We start from the raw sequence: 23,195 nt of genomic DNA, 5'->3' as shown, positions 1-23,195 counted from the left end.
CCCCGTCGACAGCCATCGTTACTGGACCAAGTGGTCCTTTCTTTCCTTGGCTAGGGACCACCCGGATGCCATAGCGGTTTAGACCGGGCCGCCGGTGGATGGCATCGGAGGGTAAGACGGCGTCGGCGCCCTCCGCAGAACTCCGGGGTGGTTAAGAACAATAGGAAGGCACGACTCGATGCAAAACGTGGCACCAGTGGTCAATATGACTCGCAGAGGCAGAACGCTCCGCCTGGCGTTCGTTTCCGCGGTGGTCTCCCTAGTGGCCGTGTTTGCCGCAGTGGGGTCGACGGTCCCTCTCTTCAATGTCTACCGGGCCGAGGACGGGTTCACCAACGCCGACATCTCGCTGACCGTTGTCGCCTACTCCGCGGCTACTCTCACCACACTGTTGGTGCTGGGACGAGTGTCCAATCACGTGGGCCGACGGCCCACATCGATCGCCAGCCTCGGCTTGCTCCTGCTCGGCTGTCTGGTGATGCTGAGCGTGCACGACGTCGGCACCCTGATCGCCGGCCGGCTCCTGATGGGCCTCGGCGCCGGGCTGGCCAGTAGTAGCCTCACCTCCTACATCGTCGACGCCGCGCCGGCCAGGCCGACCTGGCTGGCCTCCGTCGCCTCCAGCCAGACAGTCATGCTCGGCCTCGCAGTCGGCGCCATCACCTCCGGCGCTCTGGTCCAGTTCGGCCCCTGGCCGCGCGACCTCATCTATCTGGTTGTCATCGGCCTCCTCCTCCTGTCAATTGCGCTCATCGCTGTCAGCCCGGAAATCGCCATGCCGACGCCGGGTGTTTGGCAATCACTGCGACCCCGAATCCGAGTACCAGCCCGGGTCAGGCACCTGCTCCCCGCCGCGGCGTCGGTGTTCCTGGCCACTTGGGCGACGGGAGCCTTCTACCAAGCCTTCGTGCCCGCGCTAGTCGAAGATCAACTCCACACCAGCAGCCCGATCATCCTTGGACTCGTATTCGCCGCCTACATGGGTCCCAGCGTTCTCGGCGCCCCCCTGGCAGGCCGATTCTCACCGGCCGTGGCCCAACGCCTCGGCATGGTCGCCTTCTTGGCCGGAATGATCGGCATCATCACAGCGATCGCCACTGGCGCACTGGCGTTGTTCATCGTCGCAACCATCGTCGCCGGCGCCAGTCAAGGCATAGCCATCAGCGCCGCCACCCGCGGACTGCTGCACGGCAGCGCCCCGGCAGATCGGGCACCGATTTTCAGCGTCATCTACCTACTGTGCTACAGCAGCGCCACGATCCCCGCCCTCATCGCCGGCAAACTCTCCAACACCTTCTCGCTGCCGCAGATCGTCCTCGGATACGGCTCACTTGCGTTAATCGGCACCCTGTTCACTGTGATCGCTGCACGCAACCCGCACACCGCCACGAGCGGGACCAACCGGCACGGTGGACAATCATGACGAACGACGACGCGTCAAGCAGCGTATTGGAAGGTTCATGTCCCCCCGCCCAACGAGTCAAGTGCTCATTGCGGACAGCAGCTCTTGACACGGCGCCGAGGAGAAACGGATCGAAAGACTCGCTAACGAGGTGCGAGGTTGAAAGCTTTCTGTCGCTGGCCCGTGGCCACAGCGTCGTTGTGAGAGATCACGAAACCGGGGAACGCTGGCACGGGTCGATTGATGTAATGTTCCCGGAACGCGGGTTCGCATGGGTACTCACGGACTTAGGCGAGCGGAAGTTGCTCGATGCTAGCGTGCACACGGTCCTGCGATCGGACACACCTCGAGCGTGTGTATTCATGAACGAATCTCGGGACTAGGCCTGCAACCGGCTTTGTGGAGGTCTTGATGGGAGTGGAACCGCGCGATCCGGTAGCTGAGCTGTTCAAGTATGAGCCGCGGCGACTGGTCGCTCTTGCCTACAGAATGCTCGGCACTGTCAGCGAGGCGGAGGACGCCGTGCAAGAATCGTTCGTGCGCTGGTACCGGCTCGACGACGCCAAGCGCGCTGGTATCGCGAACCCGGCGGGCTGGCTCACTCGGGTAACCAGCCGCATATGCCTTGATATGCTCGGTAGTGCCCGTGTCCGCCGGGAAAGGTACGTCGGCCAGTGGTTGCCCGAGCCAGTACCGGCGAACGTTTTCACCGGTGCGACGACAGACAACAGCAGGCCGCTCGTGCCGTCAGAATCGCGCGACCCGCTGGACCGGATGACCCTGGACGAGTCGGTGAGCACCGCTCTGCTAGTGGTGCTCGAAGCGATGACACCGGCAGAACGCGTCACGTTCATTCTGCATGATGTCTTTGCGGTTCCCTTTCAGGAGATCGCTGGCATCGTTGGGCGTTCTCCGGCGGCGGTCCGTCAGCTGGCGAGCTCGGCTCGCCGGCGCGTCCGTTCCCAGCGCGCACACGCGGTCGACGAGGCCGAGCATGCCAGGGTAGTGCAGGCGTTTGGTGCCGCTTGCCGGGAGGGTGACATCAGCACCTTGATGTCACTGCTCGATCCAGCCGTAACCCTTCGCTCCGACGGCGGTGGGTTCGTGCGTGCAGCATTGAATCCGATCAACGGAGTATCGAAGGTGGCCCGTTTCATCGTTGGCATCCTCGCCAAACAAGCCAAGGTCAGCCTCGAGCCCCAGATCACTGGCGGCGGACCGGCCTTGGCGCTGGTGCGGGACGGGCAGGTGACCGGCGTACTTAATCTGCTCGTCGACGGTGATCGGGTCACCAGGGTCTGGATCCAATGGAACCCAGCGAAACTTAGTCTCTGGCCAGGTCACGGTCCGCAGACCTCACATCATTAACTGCTACGTCGTCAGTTCTTTGGCGCGCTCGTCGCGCCCTATTCTTAAATATCTGAAACAGAGGATCTGATATGCACGCCATCACCGTCTCTGACCCCCATGCCGGTCTTGCCGGGCTCACACTGACCACACAGCCCCACCCGCACGCAGCTGAAAACGATGTCATCGTTCGTGTCCATGCAGCGGGATTCACACCGGGGGAACTTGATTGGCCGGGAACCTGGTCAGACAGGTCGGGAAGGGACCGCACCCCAAGCATCCCTGGACACGAACTCTCCGGCGTCGTCACCGAACTCGGGTACGGCACGACCGGCCTCACCATAGGTCAGCGAGTGTTCGGCCTGTGCGACTGGTCCCGCAACGGCGCATTAGCTGAGTACGTCGCAGTGGAGGCCCGAAATCTCGCCCCGCTTCCAGCGGACATCGATCACACCGTGGCTGCTACGCTTCCGATCTCCGGGCTTACCGCCTGGCAGGGGATCTTCGAGCACGGCCGCCTTGAAACGGGCCAGACTGTCCTCATCCACGGCGCAGCCGGCGGTGTCGGATCAATCGCCACGCAACTGGCCCGTGAAGCCGGCGCCCGCGTCATCGGCACTGGGCGGCCAGCGGATAGGGAGACGGTGCTTGATCTTGGCGCCGATACATTCCTTGATCTGGACGCTGATCAGCTAGAAGACGCCGGTGAAGTGGATCTGGTTTTCGACGTCATCGGCGGCGACATCCGCGATCGTTCGACCGCGCTCGTCCGTGCAGGGGGCACCCTGGTAACTATCGCTAGTCCTCCTTCCCTGCAGCCCGAGAACGGACGGGCCGTGTTCTTCGTCGTGGAAGCCGACCGGAACCGGCTAACAGACCTCGCGCTTCGGCTAAGAGACGGGCGTCTGCGCACCATCCTCGGCGCGGTCCGCCCCCTCGCCGAGGCACCTTCCGCATTCAACTCTCCGGGGCGAACCAAGGGCAAGACCATCATTCAAGTCGCGGAAGGCAACTAAGACGATGACTGAACAGCAGACAGCGACAGTTACGCCGGGCACCTGCCGGAGTACATCTGCCCTCGTGGCAGCAATCGGCAGCCGGGTGCGGCAGGAGCGGCAGTCGCGGGGGTGGACGCTTGATCAATTGGCGGAGGCCACAAGTGTGAGCCGCCGCATGGCGGTCAACGTCGAGCAGGGGGCCACGAATCCCAGCGTGGGGACGCTCCTGAGAATCAGTGACGCTCTGGGTTGGACTGCCCGCGTTGGTTCAACTCCCGCGCCCCAGGCCAGTGACTGTCACCCGCCGCGGTGTGGTGTGGTGCGATGACGCCGGCGTTACCTGCCGGCGCTGGAACTGGCGCCAAGGCCGGAGAACCCAACCCCGCGAAGACACCACCACGGCGCTGTTCATCCTCGACGCCCTCCAGCCCATGACCGATGAGGCACTCGACGGCGCCGCCGACGCCCTGGCGGCTCGGTTAGCGGGGCGTGGTCGGGACGTCAGGACCGCCAGCCGTCGGATCGCCGCGGCCCCTTCAATCCATGAGGGGAACTAACATGCCCCTGCGAAACGCTTTGAACCTCCCGGTCCCGCCGTGGGGACTGGCCGTAACGGCAATCCTGTCAGTTCAGTTGGGGTCTGCCCTGTCGGTGGATCTGATTGAGACCGTGGGCCCGGCCGGAACAGCCTGGCTCAGGCTCAGCATGGGAGCCATCATTCTCCTGGCGATTGCCCGCCCGCCGCTGCGCTCAGTCCGCCGCGGCGACGTGCTGCCACTACTCGGTCTGGGCATCACCACGGGGCTGGTGACGATCGGGTTCCTCGCCGCAATCGAGCACATACCGCTCGGCACCGCCGTCGCGATCGAGTTCCTGGGACCCCTGACGGTGGCCGCGGTACGCAGCCACAACAGGAAGGCACTCATCTGGCCGGCTGTGGCGCTGCTCGGCGTCGTTCTGCTCACTGAACCGTGGCAGGGCGACTTCAACCTGACCGGCGTCACCTTCGCCGCGCTGGCAGCAATCGGCTGGGCCGCCTACATCCTGCTCACCCAGCGAATCGGAGACCGTTTCACCGGAATCGGGGCGCTCTCGATGACCGTGCCGATCGCTGCAGCCACTGCAGCCGTCGTCGGGATTCCGCAGGCCGCCGGCCACCTCACCTTCGGGATCCTGGCCGCCGGGGCCGGGCTCGCTGTCCTGTTGCCCGTGCTGCCTTTCGCGCTGGAAATGCTCGCCCTGCGCAGGATGACGCCCACCGCGTTCGGCACCCTCATGGCCCTCGAGCCAGCCCTCGGGGTCCTCCTCGGATTGCTCATCCTGCACCAGCAGCCTTCGGCCATCCAGGCCCTGGGCATCCTGCTCGTCGTCCTCGCTGGCGCCGCGGCGCAGCGGGGCGGACGCCGCCGCCCGGCATACCCGGAGCAGAACCCCAGTCCTGCGGATCTCGACTTCGTCGGCTAACGCATGCAGCGCAACATACATCATCGAATGGGCGCCGGTTCCGGCACCTTCCGGCGCACGCTCACAAAGGGCGTGGCAGGTTGCGCCCACGCACTGCTTTCATTCGAATCTAACAAAGGAGTTAGAACGATGTTCCCTGGCTTGGGCGCTTTTCCCAAGCCGCCCGCAGCCGGTCTAGGTCTTCGATTACTCCTGCCGGCGGCTGCTCAGTCATGGCCCACACGATAACCGACATTATGTTGTGGAGCTATTTCGCTCTCTCGGCCGAAGAAGCAGCCAGCGGCCTGGTCGGTGTTCGCGCGACCCGCCGGTATCGGAGCCTGCGCCGACAGGGCTTTGCCGTCGGGTGCCGCGGGAGGATGAGCTCACCTCCAGCGAGCTAACGTCGCCTCATACTCCCGTATTTGACCCGAAGGGCCCTCTTGTGCAACGGCGGAACGTCATGCGAGAGTGCACCCATGAATGAACCCACCGATGCTGAGGTCGCGCGCACACTCAGCACAATTCCAGTTCGTCCGTCTCGCCAAATGACCGCCACCGAGTATCAGTATCGTGTGGTCGAGGTCATCAACCTTTTCGACATCGAAGCAGTGGGCGAAGAAACAGGCGTGCATTACGGGGGCGAGGGCGTTGCGCTGGAAGATCAGCCTCTACTCGCGGCCATTCGCGTACTCATTGGAAGGCGATTCGGCATCCCGGATGACCTACAGTAGATGTCCTTCGGATCTAGTGTCACGTTCCCGGGTCTTGGTCCAGACGAAGGGGTGGCAACGGTCGTTCCAGCCGTCACAACGGTCCTGAATCAAACTGCGACATTCACATGGCCTGGGCCATAGGGGATCCGCCGGGTCCAACCCCGCAGTTCTACGGACTTCTAGGGGGTTCTAGGGTTTTCCCTATAACCCCCTAGAAGTCCGTATAAGTTGGACAGGGAGCGCCTCAGGGCGGTGCTGGTTTTGATTGACGATGACTGGTTTGGATGTCCCTGTCGGACGGGGGTGGATACTGAACAATCTGATCAGTGTCCGTGTCGGGACCCGTCGGCGTCGGAACATTGCCCCCAACGGTGGGCCGCTCCGAGCCGGCACCGTGGCAAGATGACACATACGCGTCGGAGGTACAGATCGACCACACGGTCCCGGTCCATGAAGCCTGGGGATCCGGGGCCAGATACTGGTCCCAGGCCCGGCGCGTGGCCTTCTACAACGACCTCGGCGACACGCGCACCCTGAGTGCCCAGACGTCCGCGCTCAACTCCGCAAAACAGGCCAGCGGACCGGAGACGTGGATGCCGCCGAAGAACCGCTGCGCGTACATCGGCCAGTGGGTGGCGGTGAAGATCCGCTGGGGCCTACGCGTCGACAGCAAAGAGAAGGCGGCACTGATCCGCTACGCAGACTCATGCCCCAACGTCACCCTCACCGTTACCCGCGCCTAATCAGGAGACGGCCTTCTCGGCGCCCCGTCTCTGTTCATGCCCACATAACGCCTCTAAGTGGTCAGCTCTTTAGCTGTTATCGGCCCGCATATCGAGAGCAGATGGCGCCTGGCTGTCGGACCGCGGCCGACGAACCTATCTCAAGGGAGTTGGCGTTTTTGATGTCCTCGCTGATGCGTCCCCGGGTACTGGGGCTGTAGCCGTTGGACATGGCCCATTCCCGGATCGTCTGACTCTCTTCCCTGCCGGTAGATACGGTCCGGCCGCGCCGGCCGCCGGAGACGTACCGTGCCCGGTACTCCGCAGTTTGGCCGCGTTCCCGGCCTACATGTCTATTTCGTCGCCTGCGCCGTCGAGGGCGAACCGGGACGGTTTCCTGTGCATCCTCGCCGAAATGTCATCGATCAGCTCGGCATGAATTTTGCGGGCCAACAGCGCGCCCTTGGTTCGTGGTTCGTGATGTTTGTTTCCCCACCGCCAACGCATCCTTGACCTCAACGTAATTTTGATTCCGAAGACTAACGAGACCGCCGTATCACTACAGGCCCATCTAAGATTGGCAAATGGTTTCCTCACTCTTCCCGCCGCGCCTACAAGGCTTGATAGCCAAGGCTTTGGGCTCCAGCGCCTTCATTACGCAATCTGACTTGGATATTCTCTGGACGGGTTTCGGTTCTGGCGACTATCCTCCCAACGGCAATAAGCCGACAAAGGCCAATGCGTTGGTTAGGTCTATTGCACAGGACTTCAATCCTGATGCCCGCTTCTTGGACATGCTCAACGACGTCTACTACTTCTCTGGCGAAAGCAACCGAAGGCGACAAGATGCAGAGGCGTTCAAGCCGCTGCTCGTAGCTCTTCTGGAGAGAAATTTTATAATTGACGACGCTTACGGAATCAAGAAGCCCGACGCTGCAACGCTAACCAGCAATTTGAACATGACGGACAAGAATCCCAGGCCGTCGGCTCCAATGGTCGTCCCCGCAGTCTCCCAAGAGGTAGGAAAACAGTGGAAAAAATAGGTGACGGCCGCTCAGTGTTCATCGTTCACGGTCGAAACACCGCAGCCAGAGACGAGCTCGCAAAGTTCCTTCGACACCTCGACGCGAAACCGATTACGTGGACGCAGGCGGCCGCCCATACAGCGAAGACGTCACCAACCACGATGTAAATCATTAACGCTGGCATGGCCAAAGCCCAAGCGATCGTCGTCATCTTCACACCGGATGATGAAGCTCGACTCAAATCTGCGTTCATCGAAAATCATGACGAAGCCCACGAAACCGAGCCGACCGGCCAAGCGCGGCAAAATGTCATTCTCGAGGCAGGTATGGCACTAGGGGCAGCGCCAGAAAGAACCCTTTTGGTGCGCCTCGGACAGACTCGAAAAATCTCCGATATCGAAGGAATCAACTGGATTGATCTCGGTGATTCATGGGAAAACAGGGAACGACTCAGAGTGGCCCTGGTTAATGCCAACGTCACCATCGAACCTCACGGAGACCTGACGTCACCAAACGCGGGTATCTTCACAGGAATAAATCTCGGTTAGCCGGAACTGACCGGCAGCACATTGTGGGGCCCGAATACGGCCCTACACCAACCCCAGCGGAATCGCCCGCCGCCCGTGCTGGCGGTACGCCCGTTACAGTGGTGCCATGACACTGGGGGATGCGGCCGCCGAACCGCTGGTACACATCAAGGACTTCCGGATGGATTTCGGGGACACGACGGTCATCAGGGACTTGTCCTTCGACGTCAGGGCCGGTGAAACGTTCGGTTTCCTGGGCAGCAACGGCTCGGGGAAGACCACGACGCTCCGGGCGTTGCTGGGCATCTACCAGCCGACCGCGGGGACTCTCCACATCGGCGGCAAGCCCTTCGCCCCGTAGGACGGGGCTCGCCTGGGGTACCTGCCGGACTGAGCGAGCCCTCTTACCGGAAACCGGGACTTGGGTTGCTCGTCTTCGAGACTCAGGGTCTATTCATTGCGGCAGATAGGAGTGTTCCGCTTCCGGAGTGCTAGGGGCGGAACGGTGGCAAGGCGAAGATCCCTGTGGGATCCGCCGCCGATCGTATGGCAGCGAGACGGGGTGCATTACCGCCGAAATACGCGGAGCCAGGGTCAGTGATGCTGGAATCGGAATAGTTGGAGTACGCGCTGGTCCCCCAAAACGGTTTCATTGCGTCCCGCGAGCCCCTGACGAAGGCATCGAACGGAGCCGGGTCCGCTCCGTCCTCGAAAGTGGCGCTGTACTGGACTGTGGCGAATGCCTTCCGGTGGCCAAATCCGGTGGCGGTGTCCTCGATGTCCGCCACCGCTCCGCCCAGGGCGTCCAGGGACACGGCCGTTTCGCGGGCACCCTTCAACTGCTGCCCCAGGACACATCGGTCGACGAGCCTGGAGGCGCCGGTTGCGTCCAGCAGTTTGTAAGGGACATGTGACGTTGCGCTGAGAGCTTCGCGCCGCAGGGAACCGCCCGTGCCGGTAGTGCATTTCCCTACCGGATAATCGGCGCACCCCGCGTAGCCGAACATGACACTGAGGTAGCTACGGTCAGGCTTCACACTTGTGACCAGCGGAAGCACGCCCGCGGCGTCATGAAGACCGGCAAGCTGCCCGTCAAAATCCGGTGCTGGCCCGGTCCAAGTCGCCGTCAGCTGGATAGTCGGACTCTTGTGGCGGGCGCCGCTAAGCAGTTTGAGGGTTGACCATAGACGGGGATCGGCGTTCGTGGCCCACTTCTGCCAGGCCAGGATTACCGGTACAGCGTCAACGAAGGACCATTGAAGGTAGGCCGTGCTGATCGTGGGTGCCGGCACCGTTCGGAAAGTCAGGGATGTCACCACTCCGACTTGACCGCCACCTCCGCGACACGCCCAGAGCAGGTCTGCGTTCTCTTGGGCATTGGCCGTCACGACGTCCCCCTTGGCGGTGACGATCTCGGCAGACTGAAGAGCGTCGGACGTCAAGCCGTACGCTCTCGTGAGAACACCCACTCCCCCGCCCAACGTCAGGCCGGCAATGCCCACCGTCGGACAGGACCCGCCGGCCAGGGCCCTGCCCCGCCGGCCCACCGCTTCGTAGGCACGGATGAGTGAGGCTCCCGGCCCCATCGTGACAGTGCCGTTGTCGTTCACCGTGATGCCCGACAGGTTCCGCACGTCGATGACCAGTGAGGGAGCGAGACCCGCCGCTGGAGCGTCCCCGGACGAATAGCCGGAGTAGCTGTGGCCCCCGGCGCGAACCACAATGGGCACTCCGGTGTCAGCAGCAAAACGGACCGCAACCGCTACGTCATGGGACGAGGTGGCCGAAAGGACCGCCAAAGGCTGAGAGGTGTCGAAACGCGGGTTCTGCAGCAACTTCACCTGGTTGTAACTACCCGCTCCCGGCAGCGCCAACTGGCCTGTCACACGTGACGCCAGCCCCTTCCAGTCCGGCGCCGTTGTTGCGGCCGGCCCCGTTGTGGCCGGTACGGCTTCCGGGCTTGCCGAGTCGCGGAGCACCGGTGCTTGGAACGGCGAGCAGGCAGCGATTCCTGCGGCGGCGAGGCTGACAGTTGCTGCGGCGAGCAAGCCCCGGCGGTCAATCTGGGTCATACCGGGAGCCTACGCTCTCGAGTGAGTTTGTTGCCGTATTCGGGCGCCCATCGCCGCTTGGATGTTCCCGGCCTGTTTCCTTGGGCTCCCGGTGGGGGCCTCCCACCGATGACCTCGCGGTCGGTCAGGCAGGAAACCATTTGCCGGGCGGTGCCGTAGACTCCTGCCCGCTGCTTTTCCGGTTCGCGGATGTGGCCCATCACCATGTCCGATAGCAGGTCATACCCGGCGGTCCTGAGCAGTTCTGCGAGGGCCTCGTCGGGCGGGCGCGTCAGTCAGGTGTAGACCTGTGTGACCGGGGCGAAGTCGAGGGAGGCGGCGAGCAGGAAGGCCTTGAGCAGTTTCTGGCCTGCCGGGTCGAAGTAGGCATCGGGTTTGGTCCCGGGTTCCCGGGAGCCGTTGGCGAAGTGCTGGACCAGGTTCCCGGCCGTCGCTTCGTTCTTCACGTAGGAGAGCGGATTCCATCACCAGGTGGGCTCTTTTTCGGCGACAGCCTGCGGACCAAAGACCCACACGTCGCCGGCGTCAGCCCGGATCGGGCGCGTGACATCGACGATGTCGCGTTTGTTTGAGGTGGCGATCAACGCGCGCCGGGTGCGCCGTCTACCTAGGGGATACCCGAGGTCTGTCCCAGAATTTGGCTGATTCGGCCTGATCCAGACTGAATCTCAGCCGGTCCTGGACAAACAAAGAACCCCGCGGATCCCGTATGAACACTGGGAACTGCGGGGTTCTAGCTGGTGGCTCCGACCGGCGTCGATCCGGTGACCTTTCGATTTTCAGTCGAACGCTCTACCAACTGAGCTACAGAGCCTAGGTGACGCGTCACCTTGACGACCGGAAACTTCTCCGGCAATCAGAGCGACCCTGACGGGACTTGAACCCGCGACCTCCGCCGTGACAGGGCGGCGCGCTAACCAACTGCGCTACAGGGCCTTGCTTGTTTACTGCGTGTTTCTTGCTGTCTGCGGCATCGCTACCGCAAATTTTCAAGGCCTTTAGCCTACCAGACTTTTTCATCCGGCTTGACCAGTTCCTTGCGTACCCCCAACGGGATTCGAACCCGTGCCGCCGCCGTGAAAGGGCGGTGTCCTAGGCCGCTAGACGATGGGGGCCAGGACGCCATCCGGTTGAACATCTCAGGGCAAAAATTAAGGGCCGAAGCCTGTCGTTTTTGTCCTTTCGGGTTCCTCCGAACTGGACTATAAAACTATAAGGGCAGACCCCCGGATTATCCAAAAAAGGCCTCGCGCGGGCGCAAGATGTGTGCCAGGTGGGTGCAAGATGGACGGATGGATGCCGTTGATGCCCTCAATGAGATTGCGTTCTGGCTGGAACGCGAGCTCGCCCCCACGTTCAAAATCCAGGCGTTCCGGAAGGCAGCCGGGATTATCGGCGCCCTGGACCCGGACGAGGTCGCGGCGCGGGCACGCAGCGGCAGGCTGAAGAGCATGAAGGGGATCGGGGACAGAACTTTCGAAGTCATCAGGCAGGCGGTCGACGGCGGCGTACCCGACTACCTTGAGGGCCTGCGCCAACACGGGCAGCAGCCACTCGCGACCGGCGGCGCAGAACTGAACTCCGCCCTCCGAGGGGACCTGCACAGCCACAGCGATTGGTCCGACGGCGGGTCCCCGATCGCACTCATGGCCGACGCCGCCCGGACGCTGGGCCGGGACTACCTCGCCCTGACCGACCACTCCCCTAACCTCAAGATCGCCAACGGCCTGAGCGCCGAACGCCTTCGGGAACAGCTGGACGTTGTTGCGGACCTCAACGGGAACGGCGGGGACTTCCGCCTCCTGGCCGGGATCGAGGTGGACATCCTGGAGGACGGCACCCTGGACCAGTCCCCGGAGATGCTGGAGCAGCTGGACATCGTGGTGGCGAGCGTGCACTCGAAACTCCGTTCCGACCGACGCACCATGACCGAGCGGATGCTGGGCGCCATCAACGATCCGCACATGAACGTCCTCGGCCACTGCACCGGCCGGCTGCTGCAGGGATCGCGGGGCACCCGGCCGCAGTCCGAGTTCGACGCCGAGCGCGTGTTTGCGGCGTGCGCCGGGAATGACGTGGCAGTCGAAATCAATTCCCGCCCCGAACGGCAGGATCCGCCGGACGAGCTGATCCGGCTGGCCCTCGAAGCCGGGTGCCTCTTCAGCATCGACAGTGACGCCCATGCGCCGGGCCAGCTGGATTTTCTGCAGTACGGTGCCGAGCGCGCGGCCGCGAACGGCGTGCCCGCCGAGCAGATTGTCACCACCTGGCCGCTGGATCGGCTGCTGGAGTGGTCTGCACGCGGCAAGTAGGGGCCGCGCCCCAGCCCTACGCCACCGGCGTCCTAGCTCCGGGACGGTTCCGGCCTCTCGGGCCGCCACGGCGTAAGCCTGGGCAGCCAGCGGGGGACGTTACGGCGGTACTCCTCGTAGGCCGCACCGAACTTCCGGGTCAGTGCGGGCTCCTCGTACAGCCGGACGAACGCCACCACCGGAACGGCGCCGATGCCCAGGGCCAAAAAGAGCTTCGGCTGGCCAAGCAGGAGTCCCTGCCCTGCGACGGCCGCCGCAATGGACACATACATCGGATTCCGCACGTACCGGTAGAGCCCGCCAACCACCAGCCGCTTGGGAGGGGCAAATGGCGCGGGGGTCCCGATGCCTTCCACGGCGAAATGCACAAAGGAGTTCGCGATCACCGCCGCGCCCGCACCGATCAGTAGGGCGCCGGTGATCTGCGCAGGCACCCCGCCGGGGACCGGGGACTCCAATTCCCAACGGGTCAGAAGCCACGGCACCAGGCCGGCGGCTGTTGCGGGGGCAACGGCGAAGGCGGCTGTACCGATGGCTGCACGCTTTCTTTCGCGGGCTGAAGCTGGGGATGCCGTCATACCAACAATCGTGAACTCGCCACATTGAGCGGACAAGGGCCTACCGGCCCCCGACGGAAGGGCAGGTCTGGATCAGCTTGGGCTTTCCCTGCACCCTGCGTCGGCACAGCGGTGGCCCGTCGCGGCCCTCAGGCAAGCAGCAGCACGGCAAGGGTGATCATCACGACGGCGATTCCGGCGTCGAGCACGCGCCAGGCAGCCCGGCGCCGGAACAGGGACGTGAGGAAACGCGCCCCCGCGCCCAGGGCGGTGAACCAGGCAATGCTTCCCAGGCCGGCCCCGGCGGCGAACCACCAGCGCCCGGCTTCGCCTTGGGCGGCGGCGAGGGACCCGAGCAGCAACACAGTGTCCAAATAGACGTGCGGGTTCAACCAGGTGAAGGCCAGGCAGGTACCCAGCACGGCGGCCCGGCCACCGGCCGGCTTGTCGCCGGGATTCTCCAACTGCTGCCCCCGGACCGCACGCCAGGCCGCGAGCGCTCCGTAGACGAGGAGGAACGCGGCCCCGACCCACCGGATCACCACGATGGCGGCGGGCGCCCGGTCCAGGAGGACACCGATGCCGGCGACGCCCAGCAGGATCAGCACGAGGTCCGAAACCGCGCAGACTGCCACCACCATGACGACGTGGGAGCGCTGGATGCCCTGGCGGAGGACAAAGGCGTTCTGCGCGCCGATGGCAACGATGAGGGACAGTCCGGCGGAGAGGCCGGAGAACAGGGGGAGGATCACCACTCCACGGTAGGGTGCCCCAGAAGATGAAGCCAGTTAAACTTTCTGCTGATACATAAGATGAGCTAATGATGGAAATTTCCCCCGAGCAGGCCCGGACGCTGGCCGCAATCCTCACGTACGGGAGCTTCGACGCCGCAGCCGCCCACCTGTCCGTGACGCCCTCGGCCATCAGTCAGCGTGTCCGGGCCCTTGAGGCGGCCGTCGGCCGGCCCGTCCTGACCCGCGCGCGGCCGCCCGGGCTTACAGAATCCGGCGAGGCCGTGGTGCGGTTCGCCCGGCAGCTGGATTTGCTCGCCGCGGACCTGATCGAGGAACTGCAGCCGGAGCAACCCCGCGGGGGAACGCGCCTGACCCTGGTGATCAACAGCGATTCCTTGCACACCTGGGCGTTGGCCGGCCTCGCGCCGGCCAGTGACAACGTCCAGCTGGAGATCCTGCGCGAAGACCAGGAGCACTCGTTGGACCTGCTGCGCGCCGGCACCGCCGCTGCCGCCATCACGGCAACAGCCAAGCCCGTGCCCGGCTGCTCGTCCAGCAAGCTGGGCATCATGCGCTATTTTCCGGTGTGCGCTCCGGACTTCACCCGCCGCTGGTTTGGGACCGGGGTGAGCGCCGCGACGCTGGCCGCTGCTCCCGTTGTGGTCTTTGACCGCAAGGACGATCTGCAGGACCGCTGGCTGCGCCGGTTCAGCCGCGCAGCCCTTCAGCCGCCGCGCCACTATGTGCCGGCCGCCCAGGAGTTTGGCGATGCCATCCGCTGGGGCATGGGCTGGGGCATGATGCCCGAGATCGAAATCGGCGAAGACCTGGCAACCGGCAGGCTCGAGACGCTCTCCCCCAACGCGGACGTGGACGTCACCCTCTACTGGCAGCAGTGGCGGCGCGGCTCGGCGGCGCTGACCGACGTCGCGGACGCTGTGAGGGCCGCGGCGAGGGTCCTCCGCTGACGCCGTCCGGCATTCTGGAAGCAGGCCGTCCGGCAGGTTGGCAGGATCTCGGCTAGACGTGACCGATTCCCGCCAGTCCTGACCGTGCTGTAGCGGCTAGATTGGCAGCATGGCTACAACCTCCGCATCCGGCCCCACTCCGTCCGCACGCCCCCACGAAGGGTCTCCGCACGCTGCCCCCGCACCCGCCCCGCAACCCGCTCCAACCCCGTCCGGACACCCGGCCCCGATCAGCAGGCTCGGCATCGCCGCCGTCGTCGTGACCGTGGTCCTGTGGGCCTCGGCATTTGTCGGCATCCGGGCCGTGGGCCCGAGCTTCTCCCCCGGTCCCCTGACGCTCGGCCGGCTGTCAGTTGCCGCCGTCGTGCTGGGCCTCCTGGTGGTGCCGAAGCTCAGGGGGCTGCCCCGGGGCCGCGAATGGTGGCCCATCCTGGCCTACGGCGTCATGTGGTTCGGAGGCTACAACGTGGCGCTGAACGCCGCCGAGCACATGCTCGACGCCGGCACGGCCGCGCTGCTGATCAACGTCAACCCCATCCTGGTCGCCGTGATGGCCGGCGTGATCCTGAAAGAGGGCTTCCCGCGGTGGCTGATCATCGGCAGCCTGATCGCCTTCGGCGGCGTGGCCGTGATCGCGCTTGGTTCCGGCCAGCGGTCGACGGCGGACGTGACCGGGGTGCTGCTCTGCCTGCTCGCGGCCGCACTGGCCGCGGTGAGCGTGATCGTCCAAAAGCCGGTGCTGCGCAAGTTTCCGGCCGCCCAGGCCACGTGGTTCGGCATCATGGTGGGCGCGGTCTGCTGCCTGCCCTTCAGCGGCCAGCTGATCACCGAGCTGCAGGCCGCTCCCCTGCCGGCAACGCTGGGCCTGGTCTATCTCGGCATTTTCCCCACTGCGATCGCGTTCACCACGTGGGCGTACGCGCTGTCGCTGATTGACGCGGGCCGCCTCGCCGCCACCACCTACCTGGTCCCTGGCACCACAATTCTGATCTCCTGGCTGGTCCTGGGCGAGATTCCGACCATCTGGGGCCTGGTGGGCGGCGTGATCTGCCTTGTGGGCGTGGGGCTGACCCGGCGCCGGTCCCGCTAGAGTTTCCGTATGCCCCCGTCCCTCCCGCCCGGCCTGCCGATCGTTCCGAACGGCGGGGACGGCGGTGACGGACCCTTCCCGATGTCCGAGGCCGATTTCGAAGCCGCGGTGACTGACGCCCTGGACCGGATCCCGCCGGAGCTGGCGAAGACCATGAGCAATGTGGCGATCTTCATCGAGGACGACTACACCCCGCAGCCCGGGGAGGATCCGGACACCGTGCTGCTGGGGCTCTATGAGGGGGTTCCCCTGACCGAGCGGGACTCCTGGTGGGACGCCGGCTCGCTGCCGGACCGGATCACCATCTTCCGCCAGCCCATCCTGGACATCTGCGCCTCCCGGGAGGACGTGATCGACGAAGTCACCGTCACTGTGGTGCATGAGATAGCCCACCACTTCGGCATCAGCGACGCGCGCCTGCACGAGCTCGGCTGGGGATAGCCTTGTAGGCATGGGACACGACCACAGCCACTCGCACGGCATCACGGGCACTGGGAAGCACCGCAAGCGCCTGGTTGCCGTCCTGGCCATCACGCTCGCCGTGGTGCTCGTGCAGACGATTGGCGCGGTGGTCTCCGGGTCCCTGGCCCTGCTCGCCGACGCCGGGCACATGCTCTCCGACGCGGCCGGCGTCTTCATCGCCCTGCTGGCCGCGTGGATCGCCGCCCGGCCCGCCAGCGATCTGCGCACCTACGGTTACCAGCGCGCCGAGGTCCTGGCGGCGCTGGCAAACGCCCTGGTCCTGATCGTCATCTCGGTGGTCATCTTCACCGAAGCCATCCGAAGGCTCGGCGCCACCCCCGAGGTCCACACCGACATCATGCTCGCAGCGGCGGTCCTCGGCGCCGTCGCCAACCTGGTCTCCCTGCTGATCCTGCGCGGCGCCCAGAAGGAAAGCCTGAATGTCCGCGGCGCCTATCTGGAGGTCCTGGGGGATCTGCTGGGGTCCTTTGCGGTCATTGCGGCGGCGGTGGTCATCATGGTCACCGGGTTCCAGGCGGCCGACACCATCGCGTCGATCCTCATCGCCCTCATGATCCTGCCCCGGGCCTGGCACCTGCTGCGCGACGTCGTGGACGTGCTTCTCGAGGCCACGCCCAAGGGCGTAGACGTTCAGATGATCCGCGAGCACATCCTCGCGGTGGACGGCGTGGTGTCCGTGCACGACATCCATATCTGGACCATTACCTCGGGCGTTCCCGTCTTCTCCGCCCACGTGGTGGTGGAGGACGCGGCGCTCGGTGCCCGGGGCGCCGACCGGGTCCTGGACAAGCTCACCAGCTGCCTGGGCTCCCATTTCGACACGGAACACTGCACGTTCCAGCTCGAGCCCGCCACGCATTCGGAGCACGAGGCCCACCAGCACGCCTGACCCGGCACCGGCCTGCGGCAACGTCCTGCGGCGATCCCCCGCGTCCGAGATTGGGCGGCGGCTGGCTTGGGGCGGCGGCCGGCTGCCAGCACGACACACCCCTCGCGCGTGTGGCCAAATGACACCAGTGTTGTTTATGTTAGGCATGTGACTCGTGTTGCCAAAGTGACATTTGGCCCGTAGCCTCATGCCTGCTGGATGATCCGCAGAGGGGCTTGCACGCACTAAATCCGACCTCGCTCATTCCAGCCTGAGACTTCGCGAGGTTTGCCCATGAGTTGGACCGGATCCGGTCGCAAGACGGCTGTGCTCTGCACCGCCGTCGTCCTCCTTGGAACGCTCGCGCTCCCGGCACAGGCCGCACCACTGACTCCTGCACTGCGTTCTGCGCCGGGGCGCATACCGCTGTCAGAGGCCGGCCAGGTTCCGGCGTCGCCGGAAATCCCCTCACCGGAAGAGATTGCAGCCGCCAAGTCCAGTGAAAGCGCGACGGCGGCGGAGGTCACCAGGATCGACGGGCTTCTGGCGGACGCGTCGGCCGGCCAGGAAGCCAGCCTCGCCGCATCCCTGCAACCAAACAACGCGTACGGCGAAGCCCTCGTGGAGCTGGCCACGCGCCGTGACGCGGCTGCTGTGGCCGCCGCCAGGGCTGCTGCCGCCGAAGCGGAACAGACCAAGTCCCGTAAGCAGATCGGCCAGTTGGCCGGAGATCTGTACCGCAACGGTGGACTGAATCCTGCGCTCAGCAGCTTTGTCAGCGGCAGCGGACAGGCCCTCGAAGATGCGGCCACGCTGGAGGCTGTAACGGCCGGACGCGCGCGGGCATTTCAGTCCGCGGAAACCGCGGCCGCTGCCGCGCAGTCGCTGACCGAAGCCGCAGCGGACGCCAACCGCGCCGCCGACGAGGCCGCCGCGACCGCGGAGGACCGCAAGGTCGACGCCGACCGTGCCACCGCGGCCCAGCGCCAGGCCGTGACGGATGCCAAAGCACAGCGCAGCGCGCTGGTAGACCAGCTGGCAACTCTTAAAAACACCACCGCGGCGCTGGAATCGGCCCGGGTGGACGCGCTCGACCGCCAGCGCCAAGAGAAACGGCTGGCGGCACTGTCTGCGGCCGCAGCCGCCGCGCCGCAGCCGGACGCGGGCTCCCAGCCTGCCCCGGCGTCACCGGGACGGGACGATTCAGCCGCGCAGCAGCCGGCGGCTCCGACCGAAGTGCCGGCGGCACCGGCTCCGGCACCGGCACAGGCACCTGCTCACGTTCCGGCGCCTTCACCTGATCCCGCGCCGATTCACGTTCCGGTTCCGGCGCCTGATCCGGCACCGATTCCGGTTCCCGTTCCGGCGCCCGTTCCTGCGCCGGTACCTGCGCCGGTTCCCGGCGGGTCAAACCAGACCGCGATTTTAGTTGCGCTAGGCAAGACCGGATCGCCGTTCTTCTACCAGTACGGCGGAACCGGGACCTATGGGTTTGACTGCTCAGGCCTGGTGCAGAATGCGTTCGCCGCGGCCGGCAAGTACCTTCCCCGCACTGCCTCCCAGCAGTTCGCCCAGGCACCCGTCCACGTCCCGCTCTCCCAGGCGCGCCCTGGCGATTTGCTCGTCTGGGGTTCATCCCCGGGCTTCTACCACGTGGCCATCTACCTTGGCGGCGGCCGCGTGGTCCAGGCGCTCAACCCCGACGCCGGCATCACTGTGACCGATGTTGCCGCCATGTCCGGGATGCAGCTCTACGGCTACGTGGCCCGCTACTGAAACCCCGTCGTGAGACGCCGCGCCCGAGGCCCGGTTCCGCAGCGGCGTGTCCGGCGGCTAGGAGAGCACGTCCTTGGTGATGAACCTGCCGTAGGCCAGCGCGCCGAAGAAGGCGATGTAGCCGCCCTGCAGGAGTGCGTTGACGGCAAAGGAGTCCCAGGACACCGGCTGGCGGAGCAGATCGCCGAAGTCCAGCCAGTAGTGGCTGAACAGCCAGGGATGCAGCCACTCCAGCTGCGGCAGCGCGTCCAGGACCTGGGCGACGACCGAGAGCACCACCGTGGCCGCCATCGCCCCCACCGGAACGTCCGTCAGGGTCGAGATGAACAGGCCGATCGCCGACAGCCCCAGCAGTGAAACCGCCAGATAGGCGGCGATCAGCAGCAGCCGGACCACTGCCTCGCCGGGGCCGATCGTGTCGCCGGAAAGCAGGGTCACCGGCCCCACAGGGAAGAGCGCCGAGCCGATTCCGGCCCCGGTCAGGGCCACCACGAGCGGGGCAACGACCACGAACAGAGCCGTCCCGGCATACTTGACGATCAACAGACGGATCCGCCCGGCCGGGGCCACGAGCAGGTAGCGCAGGGTTCCCTGCCCGGCCTCGCCGGCGATGGTGTCGCCGGCCACGACGCCGACGGTAAGCGGCAGGAACAGCGGCACGGAAACCACCAGGGCCGTCACGCCCACGAACAGGCCGTTCTGGGCGATCCGGTCCAGGAAGGCGGGCCCGCGGCCCGGCGGCACGGCCGAGGAGACCCGCACCGCCACGGAGATCAGGACCGGGATGGCCGCGAGCGCGCACAACATGGCCCACGTCCTGCGGCGGCGGAACATCACGCCGAGCTCGGATCGCAGCAGTCCGCCGGTCAGGGAGCCGCGCCGGACCGGCGGGCCGCCTGCCCTGGCGTCGCCGCCTGCGCCTGCGGCCGGTCCGCTGCGGCCACCGGGCGCTCCGCTGCGGCCGGCGGCCGCAACTGATGGGCCGCCTGATGGGTTGCCCAAAGATGGGCTGTTACTGGACAACGTCGAACCCCTCCCCCGTCAATGCCACAAAGCGGTCCTCGAGGCTGGCCTGTTCGGTCGCGAAGCCGCGGACCCGGACCCCCGCCGCCACCAGGGCAGCCACCACGGCTTCCGGCGCCACGGCCTGAGCCGACCCTGCGTCTTCGCGGGCTGCCGCACCTGGCGGAGCCGCAGACGGAGCCCCAGGCAGCGACGCGAACAGGGCCGCATCCGTCCCGGAGCCGGAGCCACCGAAACCTGTGCCTCCGGGAGTGTGGCCGTCGGGGCTTAGGGTGGCGGTCAGGCCCAGTCCGGCCAGGACCTGCGCCGCTGTGCCGGGGTCCGGGGTCAGCACACGGATCCTCGCCTGGCCCGCCCCGCGCAGTTCCGCCAGGGTCCCCTGCGCCACAAGCCGGCCCGCACTCATGATGGCCGCATGCGTGCAGATCTGCTCGACCTCGGCCAGCAGATGGCTGGAAACGAACACCGTAGCGCCGTCCGCCGCGAGCGACCGCACCAGGCTCCGGACTTCACGCGTGCCCTGGGGATCCAGACCGTTGGTGGGCTCGTCCAGCACCAGGAGCTCCCGCGGAGCCAACAGGGCGTTGGCGATCCCCAGCCGCTGCTTCATACCCAGCGAATAGGCCCGGACCAGCTTGTCAGCGGCGTGCGTCAAACCGACCCGTTCCAGGGCTGACTGGACGCGGGCGCGCCGCGTCGCGGCCGAACCGTAGGGGTCCGCGGCGTCCATGCGGCGCAGATTGGCGGCGCCGGAGAGGAACGGATAGAACGCCGGCCCCTCCACAAGCGCCCCGACCCGGGGAAGCACGTCATTCAATTTCCTGGGCATCTCCTCGCCCAGCACGCGCATGGAGCCGCCGGTGGCCGTGGCCAGGCCGAGCAGGAGCCTGATGGTGGTGGTCTTCCCCGATCCGTTCGGGCCCAGGAAACCAAAGACCGCGCCTTTCGGCACGGCCAGGTCGACGCCGTCGACAGCCAACTGTTGGCCGAACCGTTTGGTCAGGCCTTTGGTCGCAATGCTCAGCTCAAGGCTCGGCTCGGCCCCCGGCCCGGCGGCGCTCACGCCGCCGTCACCGAATGGCCGCCGGATACCGCGCCTGTCATCACTTCTGCGCGGCCGCGGCCTGGAGCCGCTCCACAGGCACGGAACCGACGACGACCCGACCGTCGTCGAGCACCAAGACGTTCACCAGCGCAGTGGACAAGAGCCGGCCGCCCTGGACCGGAACGGTGGCCTGTTCGAGCAGGGCCGTGGCGTCCGACGCCGGTGCGGTCGTTCCCGCCGGGAACTCAACGACCGAGTCCCAGCCGGAGCCGGTGACGGCCGGCTTGCGGGCGCCGTCCTTGGCTGCCGGCGCCGTGGCCTTCCCGGCGTCGTTTGCGTGCTTGTGCTCCGGTACCGGGAGCTCCTCGACGGTGGCGCCCGGCGGCGGGCTGAAGGCGAACACCGACGCGTCGGGTGCCCCGAGTGTCAGGCTCGTATAGGCGACGCGGAAGGCGGGATCCGACTGCCCGCGCGCCGTGACCTCGACGCCCAGCGGCAGCCCGGTCTGGCCGTCAACGGCTACAGCGATGGACCCGACCAGCGTCGCATCGGATTTCGGCGTGAGCACCAGGTTGTAGGCGGCCCGTCCGGCTACTTGGACGTCGGCGCCCACCTTCACTTCCGTTCCCGGTTCGATCTTGGCCAAAAGCATCGCCGCGAGCTGGTCCGGGGTGGCCGTGACGTCCCTGGCGCTGTCGTGTTGGGGCCGGCCGGCGGCGTCGGTCGGGAGCTGGACATGGGAGGCCGTGTTGTCCTTGGAGTTGTAGAACCAGACCTCGTTGCCGTGGCGGATGGCGTTGCGTTCGGCCAGCCGGTCCATCACTTGGATGCGGGCGTTGTCCGGGCCGTCACGATAAACCCGCGCGGTGTGCGGACCTGTCAGCAGTTCGAGCCAAGCGTTGCTTGACGAGTCCGAGCCGGCAGCGGACTTGGGGAGCCCGGGAAGACCGAGCTCGGAGGACTGTTCCAGGGTTCCGGAGAGGGCAGGCTCGCGGTGCTGGGCGATCAACTGCAGCACTTGCTCCGGTGTCTTGGGCGGAAGGGGATCCCCGGCGCTGGCGGGCAGGGATCCGGCCAGCGCGCCGGCGGCGATGACGGCAGGAACGGCGACGGCGGGCAGCCAGCGCAGCCACTTGCGGTTCATCGTGACCGCGTCCCCGGAAGAGATGATCCAAATTTCCGTGTCTGAGGAATGCGCGCTTCAGTGCAGCTCATAGATCAACAGTACGCCTGGCCCCGGCCGCCCGGTCGCCCTACTTCAGCACATTGATGGTCAGTTCCACGGCGCCCAGCAGGAACGCGAGCACGGAGGTGCCCAGGCCCGCCACGAGCAGCAGCCCGGGGTGGGCGAGGCCCACCACCACCCGCCTCATCCGCGGCCTGTCCCGCAGGAACTTCTTGGGCACGGTGCCCGGTTCAGGCGTTTGCTTCCAGCCCCGGAGCCGGCGCAGGAACCAGGCGCAGCGGATGATGAAGGCCAGCCACAGCACGGAGACCACCAGCGGGATCGCGGCCAGCAGGAGGTTGAAGCCCACCGCCGTGACCTCGCGTTCGGACGCCCCGACGAGTGACTGAAGGGTGGTTGAGATCGACGCGCTCATGACCACGGACACGCCCCACACGAGGAAGGCGGCGATCAGGGCAAGGAAGCGGACGAAGAAGTGGCCCAGGACCGAGTCTCGGCGCGGCTTCAGGAAGCGGCGCGGAGTGGCGTGCAGAAGGGCGACGCTTGCCAGCAGCGTCGGCAGGGCGGCCAGGCCGACCAGCACATACCAGGACCAGCCGGCCAGATCGAAGAATTCATCGGCCACGATCAGCACCGCCCAGAACCCGGCCCACACCCAGCCGGCCGTGAGCGGACGCTCCACGAGCCACGTCGGCAGCCACGCGTCCGGGTCCGCGTCTGGGTTTGCGGGCCCGGGAGCGCCGGCCTCGAGGGTTTCGGAGCGGGGGTTTTCGGGCGGCCGGGTATCAGGTGCCGGGGTGCCCGCGGGCATTCCGGGGGTCCCGGGTTCCTGGCCCTCGGAACCGCGAACTTCGCTCATGGCCCCACTGTAGCGAGCCGGGCGCCCGCGCAGGCGTGTGGC

At 66.1% G+C, this 23,195-nt stretch carries 23 protein-coding genes, 3 tRNA genes and 3 pseudogenes; 17 read left to right on the top strand and 12 right to left on the bottom strand.

Annotated features, from left to right (window positions below; genetic code table 11):
• The first annotated feature begins 205 nt into the window (after positions 1–205).
• From BLS42_RS08080 to BLS42_RS08050, 8 genes are all read left to right on the top strand, one after another.
• Entirely contained in the window at positions 206–1,423 is a 1,218-nt protein-coding gene (locus BLS42_RS08080; RefSeq protein ID WP_218122083.1) for an MFS transporter, read from the top strand.
• Positions 1,424–1,813: 390 nt separating this feature from the next.
• A complete protein-coding gene (gene sigJ / locus BLS42_RS08075; protein ID WP_090579641.1) occupies positions 1,814–2,770 on the top strand; it encodes an RNA polymerase sigma factor SigJ in 957 nt (318 codons plus the stop codon).
• Positions 2,771–2,841: 71 nt separating this feature from the next.
• Positions 2,842–3,765 carry an NADP-dependent oxidoreductase gene (locus tag BLS42_RS08070; RefSeq protein WP_090579166.1) on the top strand — a complete coding sequence of 308 codons (924 nt, stop codon included), beginning with the start codon at positions 2,842–2,844 and terminating at the stop codon, positions 3,763–3,765.
• Positions 3,766–3,769: 4 nt separating this feature from the next.
• Positions 3,770–4,075: a helix-turn-helix domain-containing protein gene (locus BLS42_RS20800; RefSeq protein WP_371129531.1), complete on the top strand. Its 306-nt coding sequence runs from the start codon at positions 3,770–3,772 to the stop codon at positions 4,073–4,075.
• Entirely contained in the window at positions 4,038–4,304 is a 267-nt protein-coding gene (locus BLS42_RS20795) for a hypothetical protein (protein ID WP_371129541.1), read from the top strand. The genes BLS42_RS20800 and BLS42_RS20795 overlap by 38 nt, the downstream gene beginning before the upstream one ends.
• 1 nt (position 4,305) lies before the next feature.
• Complete coding sequence (locus BLS42_RS08060; protein WP_090579163.1) at positions 4,306–5,211, top strand: EamA family transporter; 906 nt, start codon at positions 4,306–4,308, stop codon at positions 5,209–5,211.
• Between the two features lie 458 nt (positions 5,212–5,669).
• The gene (locus tag BLS42_RS08055) at positions 5,670–5,924 is read left to right on the top strand and encodes a hypothetical protein (RefSeq protein ID WP_090579160.1); all 255 of its coding nucleotides are present in this window, start codon (positions 5,670–5,672) and stop codon (positions 5,922–5,924) included.
• 308 nt (positions 5,925–6,232) lie between these two features.
• The gene (locus tag BLS42_RS08050; protein WP_256336332.1) at positions 6,233–6,649 is read left to right on the top strand and encodes an HNH endonuclease family protein; all 417 of its coding nucleotides are present in this window, start codon (positions 6,233–6,235) and stop codon (positions 6,647–6,649) included.
• Positions 6,650–6,725: 76 nt separating this feature from the next.
• Here the strand turns inward: BLS42_RS08050 and BLS42_RS20535 are convergent.
• A pseudogene (locus BLS42_RS20535) lies at positions 6,726–6,929 on the bottom strand (histone-like nucleoid-structuring protein Lsr2); the annotation flags it as partial.
• Between the two features lie 283 nt (positions 6,930–7,212).
• Here BLS42_RS20535 and BLS42_RS08040 point away from each other — a divergent pair.
• The 3 genes and pseudogenes from BLS42_RS08040 to BLS42_RS08025 form a co-directional block, all read left to right on the top strand.
• Positions 7,213–7,671, top strand: coding sequence for a hypothetical protein (locus BLS42_RS08040; RefSeq protein WP_090579154.1), 459 nt, complete (start codon positions 7,213–7,215; stop codon positions 7,669–7,671).
• Positions 7,659–8,201, top strand: a pseudogene (locus BLS42_RS08030) (TIR domain-containing protein). Before BLS42_RS08040 ends, BLS42_RS08030 begins: the two are co-directional and overlap by 13 nt.
• A 106-nt stretch (positions 8,202–8,307) precedes the next feature.
• A pseudogene (locus tag BLS42_RS08025) lies at positions 8,308–8,538 on the top strand (ATP-binding cassette domain-containing protein); the annotation flags it as partial.
• Positions 8,539–8,671: 133 nt separating this feature from the next.
• Here the strand turns inward: BLS42_RS08025 and BLS42_RS08020 are convergent.
• The 5 genes from BLS42_RS08020 to BLS42_RS08005 form a co-directional block, all read right to left on the bottom strand.
• Complete coding sequence (locus tag BLS42_RS08020) at positions 8,672–10,252, bottom strand: FAD-binding oxidoreductase (protein ID WP_090579140.1); 1,581 nt, start codon at positions 10,250–10,252, stop codon at positions 8,672–8,674.
• 275 nt (positions 10,253–10,527) lie between these two features.
• Entirely contained in the window at positions 10,528–10,698 is a 171-nt protein-coding gene (locus tag BLS42_RS20175; RefSeq protein ID WP_176803273.1) for a hypothetical protein, read from the bottom strand.
• A 292-nt stretch (positions 10,699–10,990) separates the two neighbouring features.
• Positions 10,991–11,066, bottom strand: a tRNA-Phe gene (locus tag BLS42_RS08015).
• A gap of 48 nt (positions 11,067–11,114) precedes the next feature.
• Positions 11,115–11,188, bottom strand: a tRNA-Asp gene (locus BLS42_RS08010).
• A 106-nt stretch (positions 11,189–11,294) separates the two neighbouring features.
• A tRNA-Glu gene (locus tag BLS42_RS08005) sits at positions 11,295–11,367 on the bottom strand.
• A 177-nt stretch (positions 11,368–11,544) separates the two neighbouring features.
• Between BLS42_RS08005 and BLS42_RS08000 the strand changes: the two genes are divergently transcribed.
• Complete coding sequence (locus tag BLS42_RS08000) at positions 11,545–12,564, top strand: PHP domain-containing protein (RefSeq protein WP_090579137.1); 1,020 nt, start codon at positions 11,545–11,547, stop codon at positions 12,562–12,564.
• A gap of 32 nt (positions 12,565–12,596) precedes the next feature.
• On the opposite strand, the gene BLS42_RS07995 is transcribed toward BLS42_RS08000, so the two are convergent.
• Both BLS42_RS07995 and BLS42_RS07990 read right to left on the bottom strand, forming a co-directional pair.
• Positions 12,597–13,142 carry a methyltransferase family protein gene (locus tag BLS42_RS07995; RefSeq protein WP_090579134.1) on the bottom strand — a complete coding sequence of 182 codons (546 nt, stop codon included), beginning with the start codon at positions 13,140–13,142 and terminating at the stop codon, positions 12,597–12,599.
• Positions 13,143–13,270: 128 nt separating this feature from the next.
• The gene (locus BLS42_RS07990; RefSeq protein WP_090579130.1) at positions 13,271–13,873 is read right to left on the bottom strand and encodes a LysE/ArgO family amino acid transporter; all 603 of its coding nucleotides are present in this window, start codon (positions 13,871–13,873) and stop codon (positions 13,271–13,273) included.
• A gap of 68 nt (positions 13,874–13,941) precedes the next feature.
• Here BLS42_RS07990 and BLS42_RS07985 point away from each other — a divergent pair, with 68 nt between their 5' ends.
• From BLS42_RS07985 to BLS42_RS07965, 5 genes are all read left to right on the top strand, one after another.
• Entirely contained in the window at positions 13,942–14,823 is an 882-nt protein-coding gene (locus BLS42_RS07985) for an ArgP/LysG family DNA-binding transcriptional regulator (protein WP_090579127.1), read from the top strand.
• Between the two features lie 109 nt (positions 14,824–14,932).
• The gene (locus BLS42_RS07980; RefSeq protein ID WP_090579124.1) at positions 14,933–15,913 is read left to right on the top strand and encodes a DMT family transporter; all 981 of its coding nucleotides are present in this window, start codon (positions 14,933–14,935) and stop codon (positions 15,911–15,913) included.
• Positions 15,914–15,922: 9 nt separating this feature from the next.
• The gene (locus BLS42_RS07975; protein ID WP_090579121.1) at positions 15,923–16,354 is read left to right on the top strand and encodes a metallopeptidase family protein; all 432 of its coding nucleotides are present in this window, start codon (positions 15,923–15,925) and stop codon (positions 16,352–16,354) included.
• A 10-nt stretch (positions 16,355–16,364) separates the two neighbouring features.
• Positions 16,365–17,285, top strand: coding sequence for a cation diffusion facilitator family transporter (locus BLS42_RS07970; protein ID WP_090579115.1), 921 nt, complete (start codon positions 16,365–16,367; stop codon positions 17,283–17,285).
• A 273-nt stretch (positions 17,286–17,558) separates the two neighbouring features.
• Positions 17,559–19,040: a C40 family peptidase gene (locus BLS42_RS07965; protein ID WP_090579111.1), complete on the top strand. Its 1,482-nt coding sequence runs from the start codon at positions 17,559–17,561 to the stop codon at positions 19,038–19,040.
• A gap of 57 nt (positions 19,041–19,097) precedes the next feature.
• Here BLS42_RS07965 and BLS42_RS07960 read toward each other — a convergent pair whose 3' ends face one another.
• From BLS42_RS07960 to BLS42_RS07945, 4 genes are all read right to left on the bottom strand, one after another.
• Positions 19,098–19,874 (bottom strand): ABC transporter permease, encoded by a 777-nt coding sequence (locus tag BLS42_RS07960; protein WP_256336350.1) that lies wholly within the window; start codon positions 19,872–19,874, stop codon positions 19,098–19,100.
• 178 nt (positions 19,875–20,052) lie between these two features.
• Positions 20,053–21,126, bottom strand: coding sequence for an ABC transporter ATP-binding protein (locus tag BLS42_RS07955; protein WP_090579108.1), 1,074 nt, complete (start codon positions 21,124–21,126; stop codon positions 20,053–20,055).
• A gap of 40 nt (positions 21,127–21,166) precedes the next feature.
• The gene (locus tag BLS42_RS07950) at positions 21,167–22,252 is read right to left on the bottom strand and encodes a LolA family protein (RefSeq protein WP_090579105.1); all 1,086 of its coding nucleotides are present in this window, start codon (positions 22,250–22,252) and stop codon (positions 21,167–21,169) included.
• Positions 22,253–22,361: 109 nt separating this feature from the next.
• Positions 22,362–23,153, bottom strand: coding sequence for a hypothetical protein (locus BLS42_RS07945; protein ID WP_090579102.1), 792 nt, complete (start codon positions 23,151–23,153; stop codon positions 22,362–22,364).
• Positions 23,154–23,195: the final 42 nt, after the last annotated feature.

Origin of the sequence: Arthrobacter sp. ov407 (assembly GCF_900102895.1) — a bacterium.
Taxonomy (GTDB): domain Bacteria; phylum Actinomycetota; class Actinomycetes; order Actinomycetales; family Micrococcaceae; genus Arthrobacter.
This window is presented reverse-complemented; position numbering and strand designations above follow the sequence as displayed.

What these genes read in the sequence shown, in the direction of transcription:
- BLS42_RS08080 (WP_218122083.1), top strand. Translation starts at nt 206, where the DNA reads ATGACTCGCAGAGGCAGAACGCTCCGCCTGGCGTTCGTTTCCGCGGTG.
- sigJ (WP_090579641.1), top strand. Translation starts at nt 1,814, where the DNA reads ATGGGAGTGGAACCGCGCGATCCGGTAGCTGAGCTGTTCAAGTATGAG.
- BLS42_RS08070 (WP_090579166.1), top strand. Translation starts at nt 2,842, where the DNA reads ATGCACGCCATCACCGTCTCTGACCCCCATGCCGGTCTTGCCGGGCTC.
- BLS42_RS20800 (WP_371129531.1), top strand. Translation starts at nt 3,770, where the DNA reads ATGACTGAACAGCAGACAGCGACAGTTACGCCGGGCACCTGCCGGAGT.
- BLS42_RS08060 (WP_090579163.1), top strand. Translation starts at nt 4,306, where the DNA reads ATGCCCCTGCGAAACGCTTTGAACCTCCCGGTCCCGCCGTGGGGACTG.
- BLS42_RS08055 (WP_090579160.1), top strand. Translation starts at nt 5,670, where the DNA reads ATGAATGAACCCACCGATGCTGAGGTCGCGCGCACACTCAGCACAATT.
- BLS42_RS08040 (WP_090579154.1), top strand. Translation starts at nt 7,213, where the DNA reads ATGGTTTCCTCACTCTTCCCGCCGCGCCTACAAGGCTTGATAGCCAAG.
- BLS42_RS08020 (WP_090579140.1), bottom strand. Translation starts at nt 10,252, where the DNA reads ATGACCCAGATTGACCGCCGGGGCTTGCTCGCCGCAGCAACTGTCAGC.
- BLS42_RS08000 (WP_090579137.1), top strand. Translation starts at nt 11,545, where the DNA reads ATGGATGCCGTTGATGCCCTCAATGAGATTGCGTTCTGGCTGGAACGC.
- BLS42_RS07995 (WP_090579134.1), bottom strand. Translation starts at nt 13,142, where the DNA reads ATGACGGCATCCCCAGCTTCAGCCCGCGAAAGAAAGCGTGCAGCCATC.
- BLS42_RS07985 (WP_090579127.1), top strand. Translation starts at nt 13,942, where the DNA reads ATGATGGAAATTTCCCCCGAGCAGGCCCGGACGCTGGCCGCAATCCTC.
- BLS42_RS07980 (WP_090579124.1), top strand. Translation starts at nt 14,933, where the DNA reads ATGGCTACAACCTCCGCATCCGGCCCCACTCCGTCCGCACGCCCCCAC.
- BLS42_RS07975 (WP_090579121.1), top strand. Translation starts at nt 15,923, where the DNA reads ATGCCCCCGTCCCTCCCGCCCGGCCTGCCGATCGTTCCGAACGGCGGG.
- BLS42_RS07970 (WP_090579115.1), top strand. Translation starts at nt 16,365, where the DNA reads ATGGGACACGACCACAGCCACTCGCACGGCATCACGGGCACTGGGAAG.
- BLS42_RS07965 (WP_090579111.1), top strand. Translation starts at nt 17,559, where the DNA reads ATGAGTTGGACCGGATCCGGTCGCAAGACGGCTGTGCTCTGCACCGCC.
- BLS42_RS07960 (WP_256336350.1), bottom strand. Translation starts at nt 19,874, where the DNA reads ATGTTCCGCCGCCGCAGGACGTGGGCCATGTTGTGCGCGCTCGCGGCC.
- BLS42_RS07950 (WP_090579105.1), bottom strand. Translation starts at nt 22,252, where the DNA reads ATGAACCGCAAGTGGCTGCGCTGGCTGCCCGCCGTCGCCGTTCCTGCC.
- BLS42_RS07945 (WP_090579102.1), bottom strand. Translation starts at nt 23,153, where the DNA reads ATGAGCGAAGTTCGCGGTTCCGAGGGCCAGGAACCCGGGACCCCCGGA.